16 protein-coding genes are annotated in these 18,106 nt (G+C 69.8%); 10 read left to right on the top strand and 6 right to left on the bottom strand.

Annotation, left to right across the window (positions count from 1 at the left end; translation table 11 throughout):
* The 5 genes from E6A21_RS12280 to E6A21_RS12260 form a co-directional block, all read right to left on the bottom strand.
* On the bottom strand, positions 1–882 hold the full coding sequence (locus tag E6A21_RS12280) for an FAD binding domain-containing protein (RefSeq protein WP_138444446.1): 882 nt from the start codon (positions 880–882) through the stop codon (positions 1–3).
* Positions 873–2,099 (bottom strand): XdhC family protein, encoded by a 1,227-nt coding sequence (locus E6A21_RS12275; RefSeq protein ID WP_138444445.1) that lies wholly within the window; start codon positions 2,097–2,099, stop codon positions 873–875. Before E6A21_RS12275 ends, E6A21_RS12280 begins: the two co-directional genes overlap by 10 nt.
* A gap of 127 nt (positions 2,100–2,226) precedes the next feature.
* Positions 2,227–3,774, bottom strand: a complete 1,548-nt coding sequence (locus E6A21_RS12270; RefSeq protein WP_138444444.1) for an NCS2 family permease — start codon at positions 3,772–3,774, stop codon at positions 2,227–2,229.
* 9 nt (positions 3,775–3,783) lie between these two features.
* The gene (locus tag E6A21_RS12265) at positions 3,784–4,287 is read right to left on the bottom strand and encodes a nucleoside deaminase (RefSeq protein WP_138444443.1); all 504 of its coding nucleotides are present in this window, start codon (positions 4,285–4,287) and stop codon (positions 3,784–3,786) included.
* A 303-nt stretch (positions 4,288–4,590) separates the two neighbouring features.
* On the bottom strand, positions 4,591–5,346 hold the full coding sequence (locus E6A21_RS12260; protein ID WP_138444442.1) for an IclR family transcriptional regulator: 756 nt from the start codon (positions 5,344–5,346) through the stop codon (positions 4,591–4,593).
* Between the two features lie 194 nt (positions 5,347–5,540).
* Between E6A21_RS12260 and E6A21_RS12255 the strand changes: the two genes are divergently transcribed.
* From E6A21_RS12255 to E6A21_RS12235, 5 genes are all read left to right on the top strand, one after another.
* Complete coding sequence (locus E6A21_RS12255) at positions 5,541–6,923, top strand: NAD-dependent malic enzyme (protein ID WP_138444441.1); 1,383 nt, start codon at positions 5,541–5,543, stop codon at positions 6,921–6,923.
* Positions 6,924–6,997: 74 nt separating this feature from the next.
* Positions 6,998–8,596, top strand: coding sequence for a malate synthase A (aceB, locus tag E6A21_RS12250; protein ID WP_138444440.1), 1,599 nt, complete (start codon positions 6,998–7,000; stop codon positions 8,594–8,596).
* Positions 8,593–10,002 (top strand): DUF6986 family protein, encoded by a 1,410-nt coding sequence (locus tag E6A21_RS12245; RefSeq protein WP_246036441.1) that lies wholly within the window; start codon positions 8,593–8,595, stop codon positions 10,000–10,002. Before aceB ends, E6A21_RS12245 begins: the two co-directional genes overlap by 4 nt.
* Positions 9,999–10,808 (top strand): bifunctional allantoicase/(S)-ureidoglycine aminohydrolase, encoded by an 810-nt coding sequence (locus E6A21_RS12240; RefSeq protein WP_138444439.1) that lies wholly within the window; start codon positions 9,999–10,001, stop codon positions 10,806–10,808. Before E6A21_RS12245 ends, E6A21_RS12240 begins: the two co-directional genes overlap by 4 nt.
* A gap of 236 nt (positions 10,809–11,044) precedes the next feature.
* The gene (locus E6A21_RS12235) at positions 11,045–11,527 is read left to right on the top strand and encodes an SRPBCC family protein (RefSeq protein WP_138444438.1); all 483 of its coding nucleotides are present in this window, start codon (positions 11,045–11,047) and stop codon (positions 11,525–11,527) included.
* 4 nt (positions 11,528–11,531) lie between these two features.
* Here E6A21_RS12235 and E6A21_RS12230 read toward each other — a convergent pair whose 3' ends face one another.
* A complete protein-coding gene (locus E6A21_RS12230) occupies positions 11,532–11,804 on the bottom strand; it encodes a hypothetical protein (protein WP_138444437.1) in 273 nt (90 codons plus the stop codon).
* A gap of 157 nt (positions 11,805–11,961) precedes the next feature.
* On the opposite strand from E6A21_RS12230, the gene E6A21_RS12225 reads away from it, so the two are divergent.
* Genes E6A21_RS12225 through allB form a run of 5 tightly spaced genes read left to right on the top strand, consistent with a single transcriptional unit; the run spans position 11,962 to position 18,106 of the window.
* Positions 11,962–12,765 (top strand): hydroxypyruvate isomerase family protein, encoded by an 804-nt coding sequence (locus E6A21_RS12225; protein WP_138444436.1) that lies wholly within the window; start codon positions 11,962–11,964, stop codon positions 12,763–12,765.
* A 46-nt stretch (positions 12,766–12,811) separates the two neighbouring features.
* A complete protein-coding gene (locus E6A21_RS12220; protein ID WP_138444435.1) occupies positions 12,812–13,744 on the top strand; it encodes a 2-hydroxy-3-oxopropionate reductase in 933 nt (310 codons plus the stop codon).
* A gap of 13 nt (positions 13,745–13,757) precedes the next feature.
* The gene (gcl, locus tag E6A21_RS12215; RefSeq protein ID WP_138444434.1) at positions 13,758–15,548 is read left to right on the top strand and encodes a glyoxylate carboligase; all 1,791 of its coding nucleotides are present in this window, start codon (positions 13,758–13,760) and stop codon (positions 15,546–15,548) included.
* Positions 15,549–15,560: 12 nt separating this feature from the next.
* A complete protein-coding gene (locus tag E6A21_RS12210) occupies positions 15,561–16,766 on the top strand; it encodes a glycerate kinase (protein ID WP_138444433.1) in 1,206 nt (401 codons plus the stop codon).
* Positions 16,763–18,106: an allantoinase AllB gene (gene allB, locus E6A21_RS12205; protein ID WP_138444432.1), complete on the top strand. Its 1,344-nt coding sequence runs from the start codon at positions 16,763–16,765 to the stop codon at positions 18,104–18,106. Before E6A21_RS12210 ends, allB begins: the two co-directional genes overlap by 4 nt.

Below are 18,106 nucleotides of genomic sequence, written 5' to 3'. Positions count from 1 at the left end.
TCAGGCTCCTTCTCCGTGGTCGAGGGCGGGGTCTCCGTGGTCTCCCCCGGCGCGCTCTCCGCCGAGCAGCTCGAGCCGCAGCTCCTCGCCGAGCCGGTAGGTCATGTCGCGGCGCCACGCGGGCAGGCCGTGGATGTCGTCGTGGTAGAGGGCCGCGGGGATCGCGTCGTCGAGCGCAGCCGCGAGGTTCCGGGCGTCCGGGAGCGCCCCGGCCGCGAACCGGAGCTGGACCGGCCGCCTGGTGGAGGCGGTCACCGTCAGGACGAAAGCGCCGTCGACGTCGCGCCGGCCGATGAGCAGGACCCCCGAGCGGCCGAGGTTGCTGAGCGAGAGGCGCCGGAACGCTGTACGGGACTCCAGCGCGTGCGCTGGCAGGCGGATGGAACGGATGAGTTCGCCGGGCACGAGCGCGTTCCGCCCGTCTCCGGTTACGAGGTCCGCGACCGCGACCTCGCGCACCCCCGCAGCGCCCCACAGGGTGGCGACGCCGTCGAGCCCGGCGCACAGCGACGTCATCGGGCCGGCCGGGAGGGAGGTCGCGATGTTGCCGCCGACCGTCGAGAGGTTCCAGATCTTGAACGACGCGACGAACGCGTCGCAGCACGTCCGGACGACGCCGAGGCCCGGCCACCGGGCAACCATCGCCCCGGACGGGTCCCCGGCCTGCCACAGCCTCGCGATGGTGCACGTCGCAGCGATGGTGATGCCGTCGTCGTCCTCCTCGATCGGCTCCCAGCCCGCGGAGGTGAGGTCCAGCAGGCGGCGCAGCGTCTGGCTGCCGTACGAGAAGAGGACCGTACCGCCTCCGAGCCAGGCGTCACCCTCGCGCCATTCCGCGGGATCCGCGGTCGGGACGAGGGCTTCGATGGTGTTCAGGTCCACTGTGCCTCGCCTTCCCGCGCGTGGGCTGCAGGCCGCCCCCGACCGGGCGTCGCGTGGATCGGTCCGCGGCGGTCCGTCAGGGGTGCGGCGCTCGCGCCGGGGTGCCGCGACGCGACCAGATCGGCGAGGATCGAGACGGCCACCTCGCTGGGCGTCACGGCGCCGAGGTCGAGACCGATCGGCGAATGCAGCCGTGCGAGGTCCAGCGGTCCGTGCCCTGCCTCGAGGAGGGACACCATGCGCTGTTCGTGACTTCGGCGCGAGCCCATGGCCCCGACGTATGCGAGGTCGAGGCGGAGCGCGGCATCGAGGAGGGGTATGTCGAACTTCGGGTCGTGGCTCAGGACGCACAGGACGGTGCGCGGGTCGAGCCGGCCCGCGCGGGACTCGCCCGCGAGGTACTCGTGCGGCCAGGCCACGGCAACCTCGTCGGCGGCCGCGAACCGCTCCTGCCCCGCGAACGCCGGGCGGGCGTCGACGAGGGTCACGTGGTACCCGAGGAGCTTCGCTGCGGGCACGAGGGCGGCGCCGAAGTCGTTGGCGCCGACCACGAGGAGCCGCGGGGCCGGCAGCCGGCCCTCGACGAGGAGACGGACCGGCCCGGCCTCCGGAGCGGTCAGGCAGCCGCCTTCCGGCTCAAGGGGCACGACGGCGGGCACGTCCTGCGCGAGGACGGGCGCCACGAGCGCCGCAGCCCGGATCGCCGTCCCGGGCTCCCCGGAGAACAGCGGGCGGAGTCCCGCAGCCAGTTCGGCCTGGCTCCTCGGAGCGGCGGCGAAGACCACGGGCCGGGCGGCGTCGTCGTCTGCCCTCTGCCCGGCTGCCGCGAGGCGACGGATGACGGCGGACGGCTGCGTGGCCACGAGCCCCGCCAGCGCACCCGCCGGCAGGGGCTGGAGGTGGACCTCGAGCTCGCCGCCGCACGTGAGGCCCGCGGCGAACGGGTCGTCGGCGCTGTACCCGAAGCGTTCGACCCGTGCGACGCCGTCTCCGAGGGCGTCGAGCGCGGCAGCCACAACCGCGCCCTCGACACACCCGCCCGAGAGGCTGCCGAGGACCGCCGGCGAAAGCCCGAGGCCGTCAGGCGCGGCGACAAGCATGGATGTCCCGACCGGGCGCGGAACCGATCCGCTCGCGGAGACGACGGTCGCGACGGCGCACCGCGCACCGCTCCTAGCCTGCGGCCAGCGGGGCAGCGCGTTCAGGAGCTCGATCATGGCTCCCCCTTCTCCCGTGGGTGCTCCCATGGGTGCGTCACATGGTTGAGTCAATGGTGCGCCCGCGGGGCGTCGGAGCGTCACTTCCGAGGCCCCGCGGGCGCGGTCTGGATGGGTTGTCCTCCGGCTACGCCCCGATGAGGTGGCCCAGGGGCCCGCGCACGAAGTACACGACGAAGCCTGCCGCGACCACCCACATGAGCGGGTGGATCTTCCTCGCCTTGCCGCTCGCGGAGCGCACGAGGACCCACGTCACGAATCCGGCGCCGATGCCGTTCGCGATCGAGTAGGTGAGGGGCATCGTCACGATCGTGAGGAACGAGGGCAGCGCGACCGAGAACTTGCGGAAGTCGATCTCGCGGATCTGGCCGGCCATCATCGTGCCGACGACGACGAGCGCCGACGAGGCGACCTCGAGCGGAACGACGCTCGTGAGCGGCGTGAGGAACATCGAACCCAGGAACAGGGCGCCCGTCACGACCGAGGCGAGACCCGTGCGGGCGCCCTCGCCGATTCCCGACGCCGAGTCGACGTAGACCGTGTTCGAGGAGCCGGAGTTCACGCCGCCCAGAACCGCCCCGAAGCCCTCGATGATGAACGCGGCCTTGAGTCGGGGGAACGTCCCGTCCTTCTGGGCCAGACCAGCGCCCTTCGCGAGCCCGGTCATGGTGCCCATCGCGTCGAAGAAGTTCGTGAACACGAGCGTGAAGACGAGGGTCAGGCCCGCGAGGAGGCCGATCCGGCTGAACGCACCGAAGAGGTCGAAGTGGCCCACGAGGCTGAGGTCCGGGATCGACACGAGCCGGCCCGAGAGGACGGGCGTGTTGAGGTGCCAGCCGCCCGGGTTCTTGGGCCCTGACGGGCCGATGTGCCAGATGGCCTCGACGAGCATGGCGAGAGCCGTCGTCGCGACAATGCCGATGAGGAGGCCGCCCTGGATCTTCCGCGCAACGAGAATACCCATGAGGACCAGCCCGATCACGAACACGAGGGTCGGGAGTGTAGTGATGGAACCGTTGTCGCCCAGCTGCACGGGTGGTCCGGCCTGAGTCCCTCGGACGAAGCCCGAGTCGACGAAGCCGATGAACGCGATGAACAGGCCGATCCCGACGGTGATGGCGGCCTTGAGCTCGCGCGGGACCGCCCTGAAGATCGCCGTCCGGGCACCGGTCACCCCGAAGAGGACGATGAGGACGCCGTTGATCACCACGAGCCCCATGGCCTCTGGCCACGAGACGTCCTTGACGACGGCGACGGCGAGGAACGAGTTGATGCCGAGCCCTGCCGCGAGGCCGAACGGGAGGTTGGCGAAGATGCCGAACAGGATCGTCAGCACTCCGGCCGTGAGGCCCGTGACGGCGCCGACCTGCGCCGCGGGCAGGAACGCGCCCGTGACGTCCAGGGGTGCGCTCGAGGCGTTGAAGCCGCCCAGGATGAGCGGGTTGAGGATCACGATGTAGGCCATCGTGAAGAAGGTGACGAGGCCGCCGCGGATCTCGCGGGAGACTGTGGAGCCGCGCAGCGTGATGCTGAAGATCCGGTCGAGGAATACCTTCGCCCCGCTCGCTCGGGTGGCGGGCGACGCCGTCGTCAGCTCGGTTGCCCCGGTGCGCTGGGCGCCCGGCCCGGGCTCGAACTCGTCGGTGCTTGTCTCGGAGCTGGTTCCGATGCTCATGGCGGCGCCTCAGTATTCGACGCGCTGCGCGAAGGCCGCCCACTGCTCGAAGGGGGCCATGCGGCTGACTCCCTCGGGCTCGGTGTGCAGCACGGGCATCGACCGCTCTTCGACAGGGGTGTCGAAGTAGTCGTAGAAGACGGCGTCGTCGAAGCCGGCGCTCGCGGCATCGTGCCGGTCCGCTGCGAACTGGACGCAGGCGATCCGGGCCCACAGCGCGGACGCGAGGCACATCGGGCAGGGCTCGCAGCTCGAATACAGCGTCGCGCCAGTGAGGTCGAAGGTCCCGAGCTCCCTACAGGCGGTGCGGATGGCGGTGACTTCGGCGTGGGCGGTCGGGTCGTTGCTCGCGGTGACGCGGTTGACGCCGTCGAAGGCCCGGCCGTCTGCCGTGACGACGACGGCGCCGAAGGGGCCACCGTGGTCGAGGACATTCTGCGCAGCCAGCTCTACTGCCCGGCTCAGGAAGAGTCTGTCGGCTTGGGCGGACGTGCGGCTGGGGGTGGTGGTCATGGGAGACTCCCTCGCTTGGGGGAAGTCTGGCCTCGCCGAGTAGCCGGGATATCCGTGCAGTCCAGGCCTGACCAGACTTCGAAAGCTCTGAATTGAGGTTGCCTGGTAGATAGCCCTCGGGGATCTGCTCCCAGATCGCCCGGCGGCCCGCCGTGACCCTTCAACGGTAGCGGCAGATGGTGATGCGCACCATAGTTTCCGACATATTTTTGGAATTCGACTTCCGCCACTCGGAAGGAATTCCCACTTTCTCGGCATCGGAAGCCGGTCGCGGGCCGACCGGAGCGGTTCGGCCCGTGGCGGCTACGCCCTGTTGAGCTCGGCCGAGATGCGCTCCGCCGCGGCACGGAGCGCCGGCACGGCGCGCTCCCCGAAGGTCTCGTCGACCCGGGAGACGGGGCCCGAGACGGAGATCGCCGAGGGCGTCGGCGCGTTCGGGACGGCCATGGAGAAGCACCGGACGCCGATCTCCTGCTCCTGCTCGTCGATCGCATATCCGCGCGCGCGGATCTTGTCGAGGTCGGCGAGGAGGGTCTCCACATCGCCGATGCTGTACGTCGTGGGGGTCGGCATTCCCTGCCGGGCGACGATCGCCCGAACCTGCTCGTCGTCGAGTTGGGCAAGGATCGCCTTGCCGACGCCGGTGTCGTGCATGTGGGCCCGGCGGCCGACCTCGGTGAACATGCGCATCGAGTGCAGCGAAGGGACCTGGGCAACGTAGATGACCATGTCCGAATCGAGCACGGCCATGTTCGCCGTCTCGCCGAGGGTCTCGACGAGGGTCTTGAGCTCGGGCTGCGCGAGGGCGCCGAGCTGCTTGTTGGCACCCTCGCCCAGGCGGATGAGCCGGGGGCCGAGCGCATAGCGGCGGTTGGGCAGCTGCCGGACGTAGCCCAAGGCGACGAGTGTCCGCAGCAGCCGGTGGATGGTGGGGAGCGGGAGCTCGGTCGACGCCGACAGCTCGCTCAGCGTCACGTCCCCGCCCGCGTCCGTGATGAGTTCGAGGAGTTCGAAAACCCGCTCGACCGACTGGACGCCGCCTGAGGCCTTCTCGGCCATGTCTCCTCCGTGGGGTAGCCGCCGGTGATCTCCGGCAAATATTATCCGCATCCCGGAAACTCTGCGGCTATCTCACGATACCGTGCCCGTCAAGGCAAGCCAGCGGGACTTGTTTTTCCAAGATACAGACAATAATATCCGTACTACGGAAAACGAACCGAGGCTGATGCCTCCCCCGACCGAAGGACGATTCAATGGCGAGTCCCAGCCCCGGCAACTCCATCACACTTCGCATCGACGCACCGTCCCGCATCAGCATCACGAGCGAACTCGCCGCCGCCGTCGCGGCGGTCGGCGCTCCGGTCACTGCCCTCGACGTGAGCGACTCGCACCACGACCACCTCGTCGTCGATGTCACGTGCAACACGACCTCCGAGCAGCATGCCGAGCAGGTTGCCGCGGCGCTCGAGGCCCTCGACGGCGTGAGCGTCCGGAAGGTCTCGGACCGGACCTTCCTCATGCACCTCGGGGGCAAGCTCGAGGTCGTCCCCAAGGTCCCGCTCCGCAACCGCGACGACCTCTCACGGGCCTACACGCCCGGCGTCGCCCGCGTCTGCCGCGCGATCGCCGAGAACCCGGAGGACGCCCGCCGCCTCACCGTCAAGCGGAACACTGTCGCCGTCGTCACCGACGGTTCCGCCGTGCTCGGCCTCGGCAACATCGGCCCCGCCGCAGCCCTCCCCGTCATGGAGGGCAAGGCCGCCCTCTTCAAGCAGTTCGCGAACGTCGACGCGTGGCCGGTCTGCCTCGACACCCAGGACACCGAAGAGATCATCAGGATCGTCAAGGCCATCGCACCCGTCTACGGCGGCGTGAACCTCGAGGACATCGCCGCTCCGCGATGCTTCGAGATCGAGGCCCGCCTGCGCGAGGAGCTCGACATCCCCGTGTTCCACGACGACCAGCACGGCACCGCCATCGTGACCCTCGCCGCCCTCGTCAACGCGCTCAAGCTCGTCGAGAAGAAGATCGAGGACGTCCGCATCGTCGTCTCCGGCGTCGGCGCCGCGGGGAACGCGATCATCCAGCTCCTCCTCGCCCAGGGCGCGCGGAACATCGTCGCGTGCGACCGGAGGGGAGCGATCCACAAGGGCCAGCAGCTCACCGACGCGCACCGCATCTGGATCGCGGAGAACACGAACCCCGAGGCCTTCTCGGGCACCCTCCACGACGCGCTGAAGGGGGCCGACGTCTTCATCGGCGTCTCCGCCCCGAACCTCTTCGGCCCCGAGCAGGTGGCCACGATGGCCGAGGACGCCATCGTCTTCGCCATGGCGAACCCGGACCCCGAGACGGATCCGATCGCCGCGGCCGAGCACGCAGCCGTGGTCGCGACCGGACGGAGCGACTTCCCGAACCAGATCAACAACGTGCTCGCGTTCCCCGGCGTCTTCCGAGGCCTCCTCGACGCTGGCGTGTCCGACATCACGCCTGCCATGCTGGTCGCGGCCGCACAGGCCATCGCGACGCGCGTCTCCGATGAAGAGCTCAACGCGAGCTTCATCATTCCGAGCGTGTTCGACCCCCACGTCGCGCAGGATGTGGCTGCGGCGATCGTCGCCGCCGTGACCGCCTGACTCTTCGAGGCCCGCGCCCTCCGGGGCCAGGGCTCCAGGCCAAGACTTCAGACCAGGGAGAAGGAAAGTACGCAATGGCCATCACTGTGACCGACAACCACCCCGTCGACCGCGCCGAGGAGGTCCTCACCGACGAGGCACTCGCCTTCGTCGAGGAACTGCACCGCCGCTTCGCCGGCGAGCGCAGGGCCCGCCTCGAGGCACGCAAGGCACGACGCGCGGAGGCGGCCTCCACGGGCAGGCTCGACTTCCTGCCGGAGACGGCGGAGATCCGGGCGGCCGACTGGAAGGTCGCGGAGGCGCCGGCGCCGCTCCAGGACCGTCGCGTCGAGATGACCGGGCCCGCGAGCCCGGCCAAGATGGCCATCAACGCCCTCAACTCGGGTGCGAAGGTCTGGCTTGCCGACATGGAGGACGCCTCGAGCCCCCACTGGAGCAACGTCGTCGACTCAGTCCTGAACCTGCGCGACGCGGCCAGGGGGACCCTCTCCTACACCTCGCCCGAGGGCAAGGAGTACCGCCTCCGCACCGATGCCCCGCTGGCCGTCGTCGTCACCCGACCGCGCGGGTGGCACATGGATGAGCGGCACGTCCTCGTCGACGGCGAACCCGCCTCGGGTGCGCTCGTGGACTTCGGCCTGCACTTCTTCCACGTGGCCAAGCTCCTCCTCGACTCCGGCCGCGGGCCGTACTACTACCTCCCCAAGATGGAGAGCCACCTCGAGGCGCGCCTCTGGAACGAGATCTTCGTGTTCGCCCAGGACTACCTGGGGATCGCGCAGGGCACGATCCGGGCGACTGTGCTCATCGAGACGATCCCGGCCGCGTTCGAGATGGACGAGATCCTGTACGAGCTCCGCGACCACGCGTCGGGCCTCAACGCTGGCCGTTGGGACTACCTCTTCAGCATCATCAAGTACTTCCGGGACGCGGGCGAGCAGTTCACCCTTCCGGACCGCGCGTCGGTCGTGATGACGGCGCCGTTCATGCGGGCCTACACGGAGCTCCTCGTCCAGACGTGCCACAAGCGCGGCGCCTTCGCGATGGGCGGGATGGCGGCGTTCATCCCGAACCGCAGGGAGCCCGAGACCACAGCCGCCGCCATCGAGAAGGTCCGCGCCGACAAGACCCGCGAGGCCACCGACGGCTTCGACGGTTCGTGGGTCGCGCACCCCGACCTCGTCGGGACGTGCCAGGAGGTCTTCGACCGGGTCCTCGGCGACAAGCCGAACCAGGTGGGCCGCCAGCGTCCCGAAGTCCACGTGACCGCGGAGCAGCTGCTCGACATCGCATCGACCGAGGGGGTCGCGACGGAGGAGGGCCTGCACCTCAACCTCTACGTCGCCATCGCCTACACGGCCGTGTGGCTCTCGGGCAACGGCGCCGTGGCGATCCACAACCTCATGGAAGACGCGGCCACCGCGGAGATCTCCCGCTCGCAGGTGTGGCAGCAGATCCGCAACAAGGTCGTCCTCGCCGACACCGGGAACACCGTGACGCGCGAGCTCGTCGAGCGCATCCTCGCAGAGGAGACGGAGCGCCTGCGCGGCGAGGTGGCTCCGCGGCAGTTCGCCGACTTCTACGAGCCGGCGAGCCGCCTCATCGCGGACATCTGCCTTTCCGAGGACTACACGGACTTCCTGACCACCCCCGCCTACGAGCTGGTGGGATGATGAGCCTCCCCTCCAACCCGCCCGAACTGCCGCCGCGGGTGTTCGACGACGGCGACTACGAGCGGATCGACGCAGGCCTCGCCGACACCGACCGGCTCCTCGCCGACAGCTACCCCGGAGACGCCGGCACCCGCCAGCCCGTGCACACGGTGTACGTGCCCGCGGACCGCTACTCGCCGTCGCTCGCCGCGGATTGGGGCCAGCAGGCTCTCGCCGCGGCGGCCGAGGCGGGCGGGATCCGGCGTCTGGCCGAACTCGTCGGCCTCGCCCCCGGGCTAGCCGCGGAGATCGCCCCGCGCGTCGAGGCGAAGCTGAGGGACGAGCCGATCGAGGACCTGCGGATCGACTTCGAGGATGGCTATCTCGCCGCGGGCAGGTCCCAGGATCCCGACGCGACGGAGGACGCCGAGGCCATCCGGGCGGCGGACCAAGTCACCGCCGCGATCGCGTCCGGGACGGCGACGCCGTTCATCGGCATCCGCTTCAAGTGCCTCGAGGAGGCCACCCGCCGGCGCGGGCTCCGGACGCTCGAGCTGTTCGTCTCGCGGCTCGTGCAGTCGGGCGGCGTGCCTGAGGGGCTCGTCCTCACGCTGCCCAAGGTGAGCACGGTCGACCAGGTCAAGGCGATGGTCTACGCCGTCGAACGCCTTGAATCTTCGCTAGGCCTCCGACCGGGGCGCCTCGGCTTCGAGGTCCAAGTGGAGACGCCGCAGATCATCATCGGCGCGGACGGCAGCCACCCCGTGGCCCAGCTCCCCCATCAGGCCGACGGCCGGATCACGGCGCTCCACTACGGCACGTACGACTATTCGGCCTCGCTCCAGATCGCCGCCGCGTACCAGTCGATGGAACACCCTGCGGCGGACTTCGCCAAGGAGGTCATGCAGCTCGCAGTCGCGGGGACGGGGATCCGCCTCTCCGACGGCTCGACCAACGTCCTTCCCGTGGGCGACGCCGACCAACGCGAGGAGGCGTGGAAGCTCCACGCTCGGCTCGTTCGCCGTTCCCTCGAGCGCGGCTTCTACCAGGGCTGGGACCTCCACGCCCACCAGCTCCCCACGCGCTACATCGCGACGTATGCGTTCTACCGGGAAGGCCTGCCGAAGGCCGCCGAGCGGCTTGGCAACTACGTCCGGCAGACGGCGGGGGCCGTCCTCGACGAGCCCGCGACCGCCCGCGCCCTCGCGGCCTTCGTGCTCCGGGGAGTCCAGTGCGGCGCGGTGGGAGCCGACGAGGTCCACGCCTCGACCGGCCTGTCCGAGCTCGACCTCACCCACCTCGCACACCCCCGCCTGGCCCAACCCCGCCTGGCCCAACCACGCCCGGCCCACTCGCGCGCGGCGGAACAGACCCCTGCGAGCACCGTTGCGGCTCCGGCTGCAGAACCCCAAGGAGCGTCACGATGAGCTACTTCTACCCCGAGGGCGGCCTGCCTCCGCAGACGCAGCTCCTCACGGACCGCGCGATCGTCAAGGAGGCCTACACGGTCATCCCCAAGGGCGTGCTGCGCGACATCGTCACGAGCCGGCTCCCGGGCTGGGAGAACACGCGCTCGTGGATCCTCGCGCGGCCCATCGCGGGCTTCGCGACAACCTTCTCGCAGCTCATCGTCGAGGTCGGCCCCGGCGGCGGCTCGAAGAAGCCGGAGCCGGAGGCTGGCGTCGAGGGCGTCGTCTTCCTGACGAAGGGGAAGATCACGCTCACGCTCGACGGCGAGACCCACCATCTCGAGGAGGGCGGCTACGCCTACCTAGCGGCGGGGGCGGACTGGTCGCTCGCCAACGAATCAACCGACATCGCCTCGTTCCAGTGGATCCGCAAGGCGTACGAGCGGCTCGAGGGCTACGAGGCCAAGAGCTTCGTGACGAGCGACAAGGACGTCGCGCCCACCCCTATGCCCAATGTGAACGGCGTCTGGTCCACGACGCGCTTCGCCGACCCGGACGATCTCGCGCACGACATGCACGTCAACATCGTGACGTTCGAGCCCGGGGGCGTGATCCCGTTCGCCGAGACCCACGTCATGGAGCACGGGCTCTTCGTCCTCGAGGGCAAGGCCGTGTACCGCCTGAACGACGACTGGGTCGAGGTCGAGGCCGGCGATTTCATGTGGCTCCGCGCGTTCTGCCCCCAGGCGTGCTACGCGGGCGGCCCCGGCCGCTTCCGCTATCTCCTCTACAAGGACGTCAACCGGCAGATCCGCCTCACCTGACGCCCCGCCCCAACCGCATCCCTCCTCTGCTGGGCGGGGCTGGCGTTGCGGGCCCCCAAGCACGACGGCGCGGGGCCGGACTGGCGCTGAGCCGCTCCGCGCCGTCGTACCCACCTGCCGCGCGCCTGTGCTGCAGCTCCCCTGCTGCCGCAAGCGGGCCCGCGCGGCCGAGCCCCTCCGCCCCCGGTCGCGCAACGCCGGGGGCGGAGGTCTGTCGGCGGGTGTAAAGTCCCGGCATGGCTGAAACCTATTCGGCTCAGGTCTCCGTTGCGATCGAGGCTCCGGCGGAGCGGGTCTGGGACGCCCTCGTGGTCCCCGAACTCGTCGCCCAGTACCTCCACGGAACGACAGTTGAGGCAGACTGGCGCCCTGGTGGACAGATCACTTGGTCAGGCGAATGGAAAGGGCAGCGGTACGTCGACAAGGGGACGGTGTTGGCCTACGAACCGGGCAGGCTCCTCAAGACGACCCACTGGAGTCCGATGGCGGGTACCGCGGACAGCCCGGAGAACTACCACCACGTCACCTACGAGCTCTCTGAAGTCGGCGGAGCGACGAACCTCACGCTGACCCACGGCAACAGTCCGACCCGGTCCGAGGCCGAGAGCATGGCCAAGAAGTCGTGGATGCCAATTCTGGAAGATATCAAACGACTCGTCGAGGAAGGTCAGTCCGGGGCCCGTACCGAAGTGTCCGACGGCGGCCCCGCAACAGGCTAGGGGTTCAGCTGGCGAGCTTCTCCTTCTCGCCGCCGTCCTGCTCGCCGCCGTTCTGCTCGCCGCCGTCCTCGGGGACCCACCGAACCGTGACCTTGGCGCCGTCGCCGTCCTCTTCGATCCGGAGTACGAGGTCCACCCCGCACAGATGCTCGTGCTGCGCGTAGCGTCCGTCGAGTCGTGCTGCTTCCAGAAGCCGCTCGAGAGCGACCGCGAGAGCCCTGCCCCAGTCACGGGGGTCTGTACTTGAAGCGCGTTCCGCGCCAACGTAACTGGCCATGTGGCCATTGTTCACCGCGCTTGACCAGAAACGCCAGTGGCCCGGGGCCCGGCGGGACCCGCAGGCCTGGGTTGACCGCGGTCAGAGCGCGGCCCTACACTTTCATCAAGAGGAATTCTTATTCCACATTGCGAAAGCAAAGCAGGAAGGTCCGACAATGACGTACACGGTGAACTGCTCCATCCTCCTTACCGAGCTGCCGCTGCTCGAGCGCCCGGCCGCGGCCAAGGCTGCGGGCTTCGACGCCGTCGAGTTCTGGTGGCCCTTCCCCGAGTCCGTCCCCGCGGACAAGGACGTCGACGCGTTCGTCGCGGCCGTCCGTGACGCCGGGGTGCAGCTGAGCGGACTGAACTTCTTCGCCGGCGACATGCCCGGCGGCGACCGCGGCCTGGTCTCGTGGACCGGCCGAGAGAGCGAGTTCAAGGCCAACATCGCCGTGGTCGCCGCTATCGGCGAGCGCCTCGGCACCCGGGCCTTCAACGCCCTCTACGGCAATCGGCTCGAAGGCGCCAGCCCCGAGGCCCAGGACGAGCTGGCCGTTGAGAACCTCGCGGCCGCAGCCAAGGGAATCGCCGAGATCGGCGGCACCGTCCTGCTCGAGCCCGTCTCCGGCACCCCGGCCTACCCCCTCAAGACTGCCGCCGATGCTCTGGCCGTCATCGCCAAGACCGCAGAGTATGCAGGAGCAGGCGTCGAGAACCTCAAGCTCCTGGCCGACTTCTATCACCTCGCCGTGAACGGCGACGACGTCCCCGCGGTCATCGAGGACCACGCCAAGGACTTCGGGCACATCCAGATCGCGGACAACCCCGGGCGCGGGGCCCCCGGCACCGGCAGCCTTCCCCTGGGCGAATGGATCACCCGCTCCCGCGAACTCGGCTACGACGGCTACATCGGCCTCGAATACAAAGCCCCCCAAGAAGAGGCCTTCACCTGGGCCATCCGCCCCGTCGCCGGCTGACCCTCGCCCTCAGCGACCCGCACAGGCTTTCGAAGGAGACACAGCAATGAGCAACGCAGAGAAGAAGACCGAGATCGCGGTCATCGGCCTCGGCATCATGGGCCTCCCCATGGCCGTCAACCTCGTCAAGGCCGGATTCCACGTCACCGGCTACAACCGCAGCCCTGACAAGGCCGCCAAGCTCGCAAGCAACGGGGGCAAGGCCGCTGCCAGCGTCGCAGAGGCTGTCAGGGACGCGGACGTCGTCATCACGATGGTCCCGGACTCCCCGGACGTGGAGGCCGTCACGACAGGCGAGGACGGCGTCTTCGCGAACGCGAGGAAGGGCGCCCTCTGGATCGACGCCTCCTCCATCCGTCCCGACGTCGCGGCCCGCCTCGCCGAGGATGCCCGCACCGCGGGCCTCCGCCCCCTCGACGCCCCGGTCTCCGGCGGCGAGCAGGGAGCGATCGACGGCGTCCTGTCCATCATGGTCGGCGGCGCACCCGAGGACTTCGAAGCGGCCCAGCCGGTCCTGGAAGCCGTCGGGAAGACCATCGTGCATGTCGGGCCTTCCGGCTCCGGCCAGACGGTCAAGGCCGCCAACCAGCTCATCGTCGCGGTCAACATCCAGGCCCTCTCCGAGGCGATCGTCTTCCTCGAGGCCTACGGTGTCGACACCGACGCGGCCCTGAAGGTCCTCGGCGGCGGCCTCGCCGGTTCCAAGGTCCTGGACCAGAAGGGCCAGAAGATGCTCAGCCGCAACTTCGACCCCGGCTTCCGGCTCGCCCTCCACAACAAGGACCTCGGCATCGTCACCTCCGCAGCCCGGGAGGCCGGCGTCGTCGTCCCTCTGGGTGCGGCAGTCGCCCAACTCGTCTCCGCCCTCGTCGCCCGCGGCGACGGCGGCCTGGACCACTCGGGCCTCTTCAAGCTAACCGCCGAGCTCTCCGGCAAAGACCGGCTCTCCGGCAAAGACCAACTCTCAGGCAAGAAGTAAAGGAGCACCGACAATGGCGAAGATGCGCACTGTCGACGTGATCGTGGCCATCCTGGAGAAGGAGGGCGCCACGGAGGCGTTCGGCCTGCCAGGTGCCGCAATCAACCCGCTGTACTCGGCGATGAAGGCCCACGGGGGCATCCGCCACACGCTGGCCCGCCACGTGGAGGGCGCCTCGCACATGGCCGACGGCTATTCCCGCGCGAAGGCCGGCAACATCGGGGTCTGCCTCGGGACGTCGGGCCCGGCCGGAACCGACATGATCACAGGCCTCTACGCCGCGCAGGCCGACTCAGTCCCGATCCTGTGCTTCACGGGCCAGGCACCGGTGGCGAAGCTGCACAAGGAGGACTTCCAGGCAGTCGACATCGAGTCGATCGCGAAGCCGCTCACCAAGATGGCCATGACCATCCTCGAGCCGGGGCAGGTGCCCGGCGCCGTGCAGAAGGCGTTTCAGCTCATGCGCACAGGCCGTCCCGGCCCGGTGCTGCTCGACCTGCCGTTCGACGTGCAGATGGCGCAGATCGAGTTCGACGTCGACGCCTACGAGCCGCTCTCCGTCGAGAAGCCGCGCGCCACGCGCAAGCAGGCCGAGAAGGCGCTCGACATGCTGGTCGCAGCAGAGAAGCCACTCATTGTCGCCGGCGGCGGCATCATCAACGCCGACGCGTCGGCGAAGCTCGTCGAGTTCGCGGAACTGCTGAACGTCCCCGTGGTGCCGACGCTCATGGGCTGGGGAGCCATCCCGGACGACCACCGCCTCGCCGCCGGCATGGTGGGCCTCCAGACGAGCCACAAGTACGGCAACGCGACGTTCCTCGAGTCCGACTTCGTGATCGGCATCGGCAACCGCTGGGCCAACCGCCACACTGGCTCGATCGAGAAGTACACCGCGGGCCGGAAGTTCGTGCACGTGGACATCGAGCCGACCCAGATCGGCCGCGTCTTCTCCCCCGACTTCGGCATCGTCTCCGACGCCGGCCTCGCCCTCGACGCCCTCATCGAGGTCGCGGAGGAGCGCAGGGCCCAGGGCACGCTGCCCGACTACTCGGCGTGGGCTGCGTCGGCTCAGGAGAAGCGCGGCCGGATGCAGCGCAAGACGCACTACGACAACGTGCCGATGAAGCCGTTCCGCGTCTACGAGGAGATGAACAAGGCGTTCGGCCCCGAGACGACGTACGTGACGACGATCGGCCTCTCCCAGATCGCCGGAGCACAGATGCTGCATGTCTTCGGCCCCCGCAGGTGGATCAACGCCGGCCAGGCCGGGCCCCTCGGCTGGACCGGCCCCGCGGCTCTCGGCGTCGTGCGCGGGAAGCCGGGCGAGACGGTTGTAGCACTCTCGGGCGACTACGACTTCCAGTTCATGGTCGAGGAACTCGCCGTGGGCGCGCAGCACCAGCTGCCGTACATCCACGTCGTCGTGAACAACTCCTACCTCGGCCTCATCCGCCAGTCGCAGCGGGGCTTCGAGATGGACTACCACGTCTCCCTCGCGTTCGAGAACGTGAACTCCGCGGGCCTCTCCGAGACGACCCAGGGCTACGGCGTCGACCATGTCAAGGTCGCCGAGGGCCTGGGCTGCAAGGCGATCCGCGTCGAGCACCCGGACGATCTCGCCCCCGCCTTCGAGAAGGCCCGGGCCCTCATGGCCGAGTACAAGGTGCCTGTGGTCGTCGAGGCCATCCTCGAGCGCGTGACGAACATCGCGATGGGCACGGAGCTGGACAACGTCGTGGAGTTCGAGGCCCTTGCGGAGCGCCGCGAGGACGCCCCGACCGCCGTCGTGGCACTCCTCGACTAGGCGATCCGTCCCATGAAGCCCACCAGGATCGTCCTCGCCCCGGACAAGTTCAAGGGCACGCTCACGGCGCCCGAGGTGGCGGCAGCACTCGCTGAAGGCATCCGCGAAGTGCTGCCGGAGTCGGAACTGGTCCTCGTCCCGGTGGCGGACGGCGGCGAGGGCACTGTGGCTGCAGCGCTCGGCGCGGGGTTCTCCCCGCGCCGAGCGGCCGTCTCGGGCCCCACCGGCCAGTCGCTGACGGCCGAGTTCGCCCTCGACCCGGCGAGCGGACGCGCCGTCGTCGAGATGGCTGCCGCCTCCGGCCTCGACGTCCTCCCGGGCGGCGTCAAGGACCCCCGCAACGCCTCGAGCCTCGGCACGGGCGAGCTCGTCCGGGCCGCGCTCGACGCCGGCGCCCGGGAGGTCGTCCTCGGCGTCGGCGGCAGCGCGTGCACGGACGGCGGCGCGGGCATGCTCCAAGGCCTGGGCGCGCGCTTCACGGACGACGCCGGCAACGAGCTTCCGCTCGGCGGCGCGGCCCTCGCTCGCATCGCCGAGGCTGATCTGGGCGGGCTCGACGCGCGCCTGGACCACGTCGCCCTCGTCCTCGCCGCCGACGTCGACAACCCCCTCCTCGGCGAACGCGGCGCTGCTGCCGTGTTCGGCCCCCAGAAGGGGGCGACGCCGTCGGACGTCGCCGTGCTCGACGCCGCCCTGGCGCGGTTCGCCGAAGTCCTCGGGGGCACCATGGGGCGCGGCGCCGCGGTCGCCAAGGACGCCCCGGGGGCGGGCGCCGCCGGCGGCGTCGGATACGCGGCCCTGGCCCTCGGCGCCCGCCGGCGGCGGGGCATCGACGTCGTCGTCGAATTCACGGGGCTCCGTTCCAAGCTCGAAGGCGCGGACCTCGTCGTCACGGGCGAGGGCAGCCTCGACGCCCAGTCGCTCTCGGGCAAGGCGCCCGTGGGCGTCGCGGCGGAGGCCCGCGCACAGGGGATTCAGGTCGTCGCCGTCTGCGGCCGCAACCAGCTCGACGACCCGACCCGGCGCGCGGCCGGGTTCGCAGCCGTGCACGCCCTCACGGACCTCGAGGACGACGTCGACGTCTGCCTCCGCGACGCCCGGCGCCTGGTGCGCGAGACGGGACGCATCATCGCGACGGACCTCGCGAAGGACCTCGCGGGAACGTCGGAGGGCCCCACCATCGTTGACACTGACAGCAGGAAGGAATCTGTGCGATGACTGACACCGGATTCGATCTGGTCATCCGCGGGCAGCGTGTCCTCACGACGGCGGGGATCGCGCCGCGCGAAGTGGGCATCACGGACGGGCGCATCGTCGCGCTCGAGCCGCTCGGCAATGCGCTCTCGGGGCGGGAGGTCATCGATCTCGCCGACGACGAGACGCTCATCCCGGGCCTCGTGGACAGCCACGTGCACGTGAACGAGCCCGGCCGGACCGAGTGGGAGGGCTTCGCCTCGGCGACCCGCGCGGCCGCTGCGGGCGGAGTCACGACCATCATCGACATGCCGCTCAACAGCATCCCGCCGACCGTCAATGTCGACGCGCTCCGGATCAAGCGGTCTGCTGCCGAGACGCAGTCGTTCGTCGACGTCGGATTCTGGGGCGGAGCGATCCCGGGCAACACGGGCGACCTGCGCGCGCTCCACGACGAGGGCGTGTTCGGGTTCAAGTGCTTCCTGCTGCACTCGGGAGTCGACGAGTTCCCGCACCTGGACGTGGACGAGCTCGAGAAGGACCTCGCGGAAATCGCCTCGTTCGACGGGCTCATGATCGTCCACGCCGAGGACTCGCGGGCCATCGACCATGCGCCCAACCCAGAAGGCGACGTGTACGAGAGCTTCCTCCACTCGCGTCCGCGCGGCGCGGAGAATGTCGCCATCGCCGAGGTCATCGAACGGGCCCGCTGGACGGGTGCGCGCGCCCACATCCTGCACCTCTCGTCGTCGGACGCCCTCGCGATGATCGCGACGGCGAAGCGCGACGGCGTCAGGCTGACGGTCGAGACGTGCCCGCACTACCTGACGCTGCTCGCGGAGGAGATCCCCAACGGCGCGACGGCCTTCAAGTGCTGCCCGCCCATCCGCGAGGCCTCCAACCGCGAACTGCTGTGGCAGGGCCTCGAAAGCGGAGTCATCGACTGCATCGTCTCGGACCACTCCCCGAGCACGGTGGACCTCAAGGATCTCGAGAACGGCGACTTCGGGGTTGCCTGGGGCGGCGTAGCATCGCTCCAGCTCGGCCTCCCGATCATCTGGACCGAGGCCCGGCGCCGTGGCATCCCCCTCGACCGCGTGGTCGAATGGATGGGCCGCAAGCCGGCCGAGCTCGCCCGGCTCCAGCGCAAGGGGACCCTCGCCCCGGGGTACGATGCTGACCTTGCGATCTTCGCGGCGGACGAGGCGTTCGTCGTCGATGCGGACAAGCTGTACCACAAGAACCACATCACGCCGTATCAGGGAAAGACCCTGTCCGGAGTGGTACGCCGCACGTTCGTGCGCGGCACCGAGGTGGACTTCAGCGAGCCTAGGGGCCAGCTGATCCGCCGAGGAACGGCCTGA

Source organism: Sinomonas susongensis, assembly GCF_005877005.1.
Lineage (GTDB): Bacteria > Actinomycetota > Actinomycetes > Actinomycetales > Micrococcaceae > Sinomonas > Sinomonas susongensis.
This window is presented reverse-complemented; position numbering and strand designations above follow the sequence as displayed.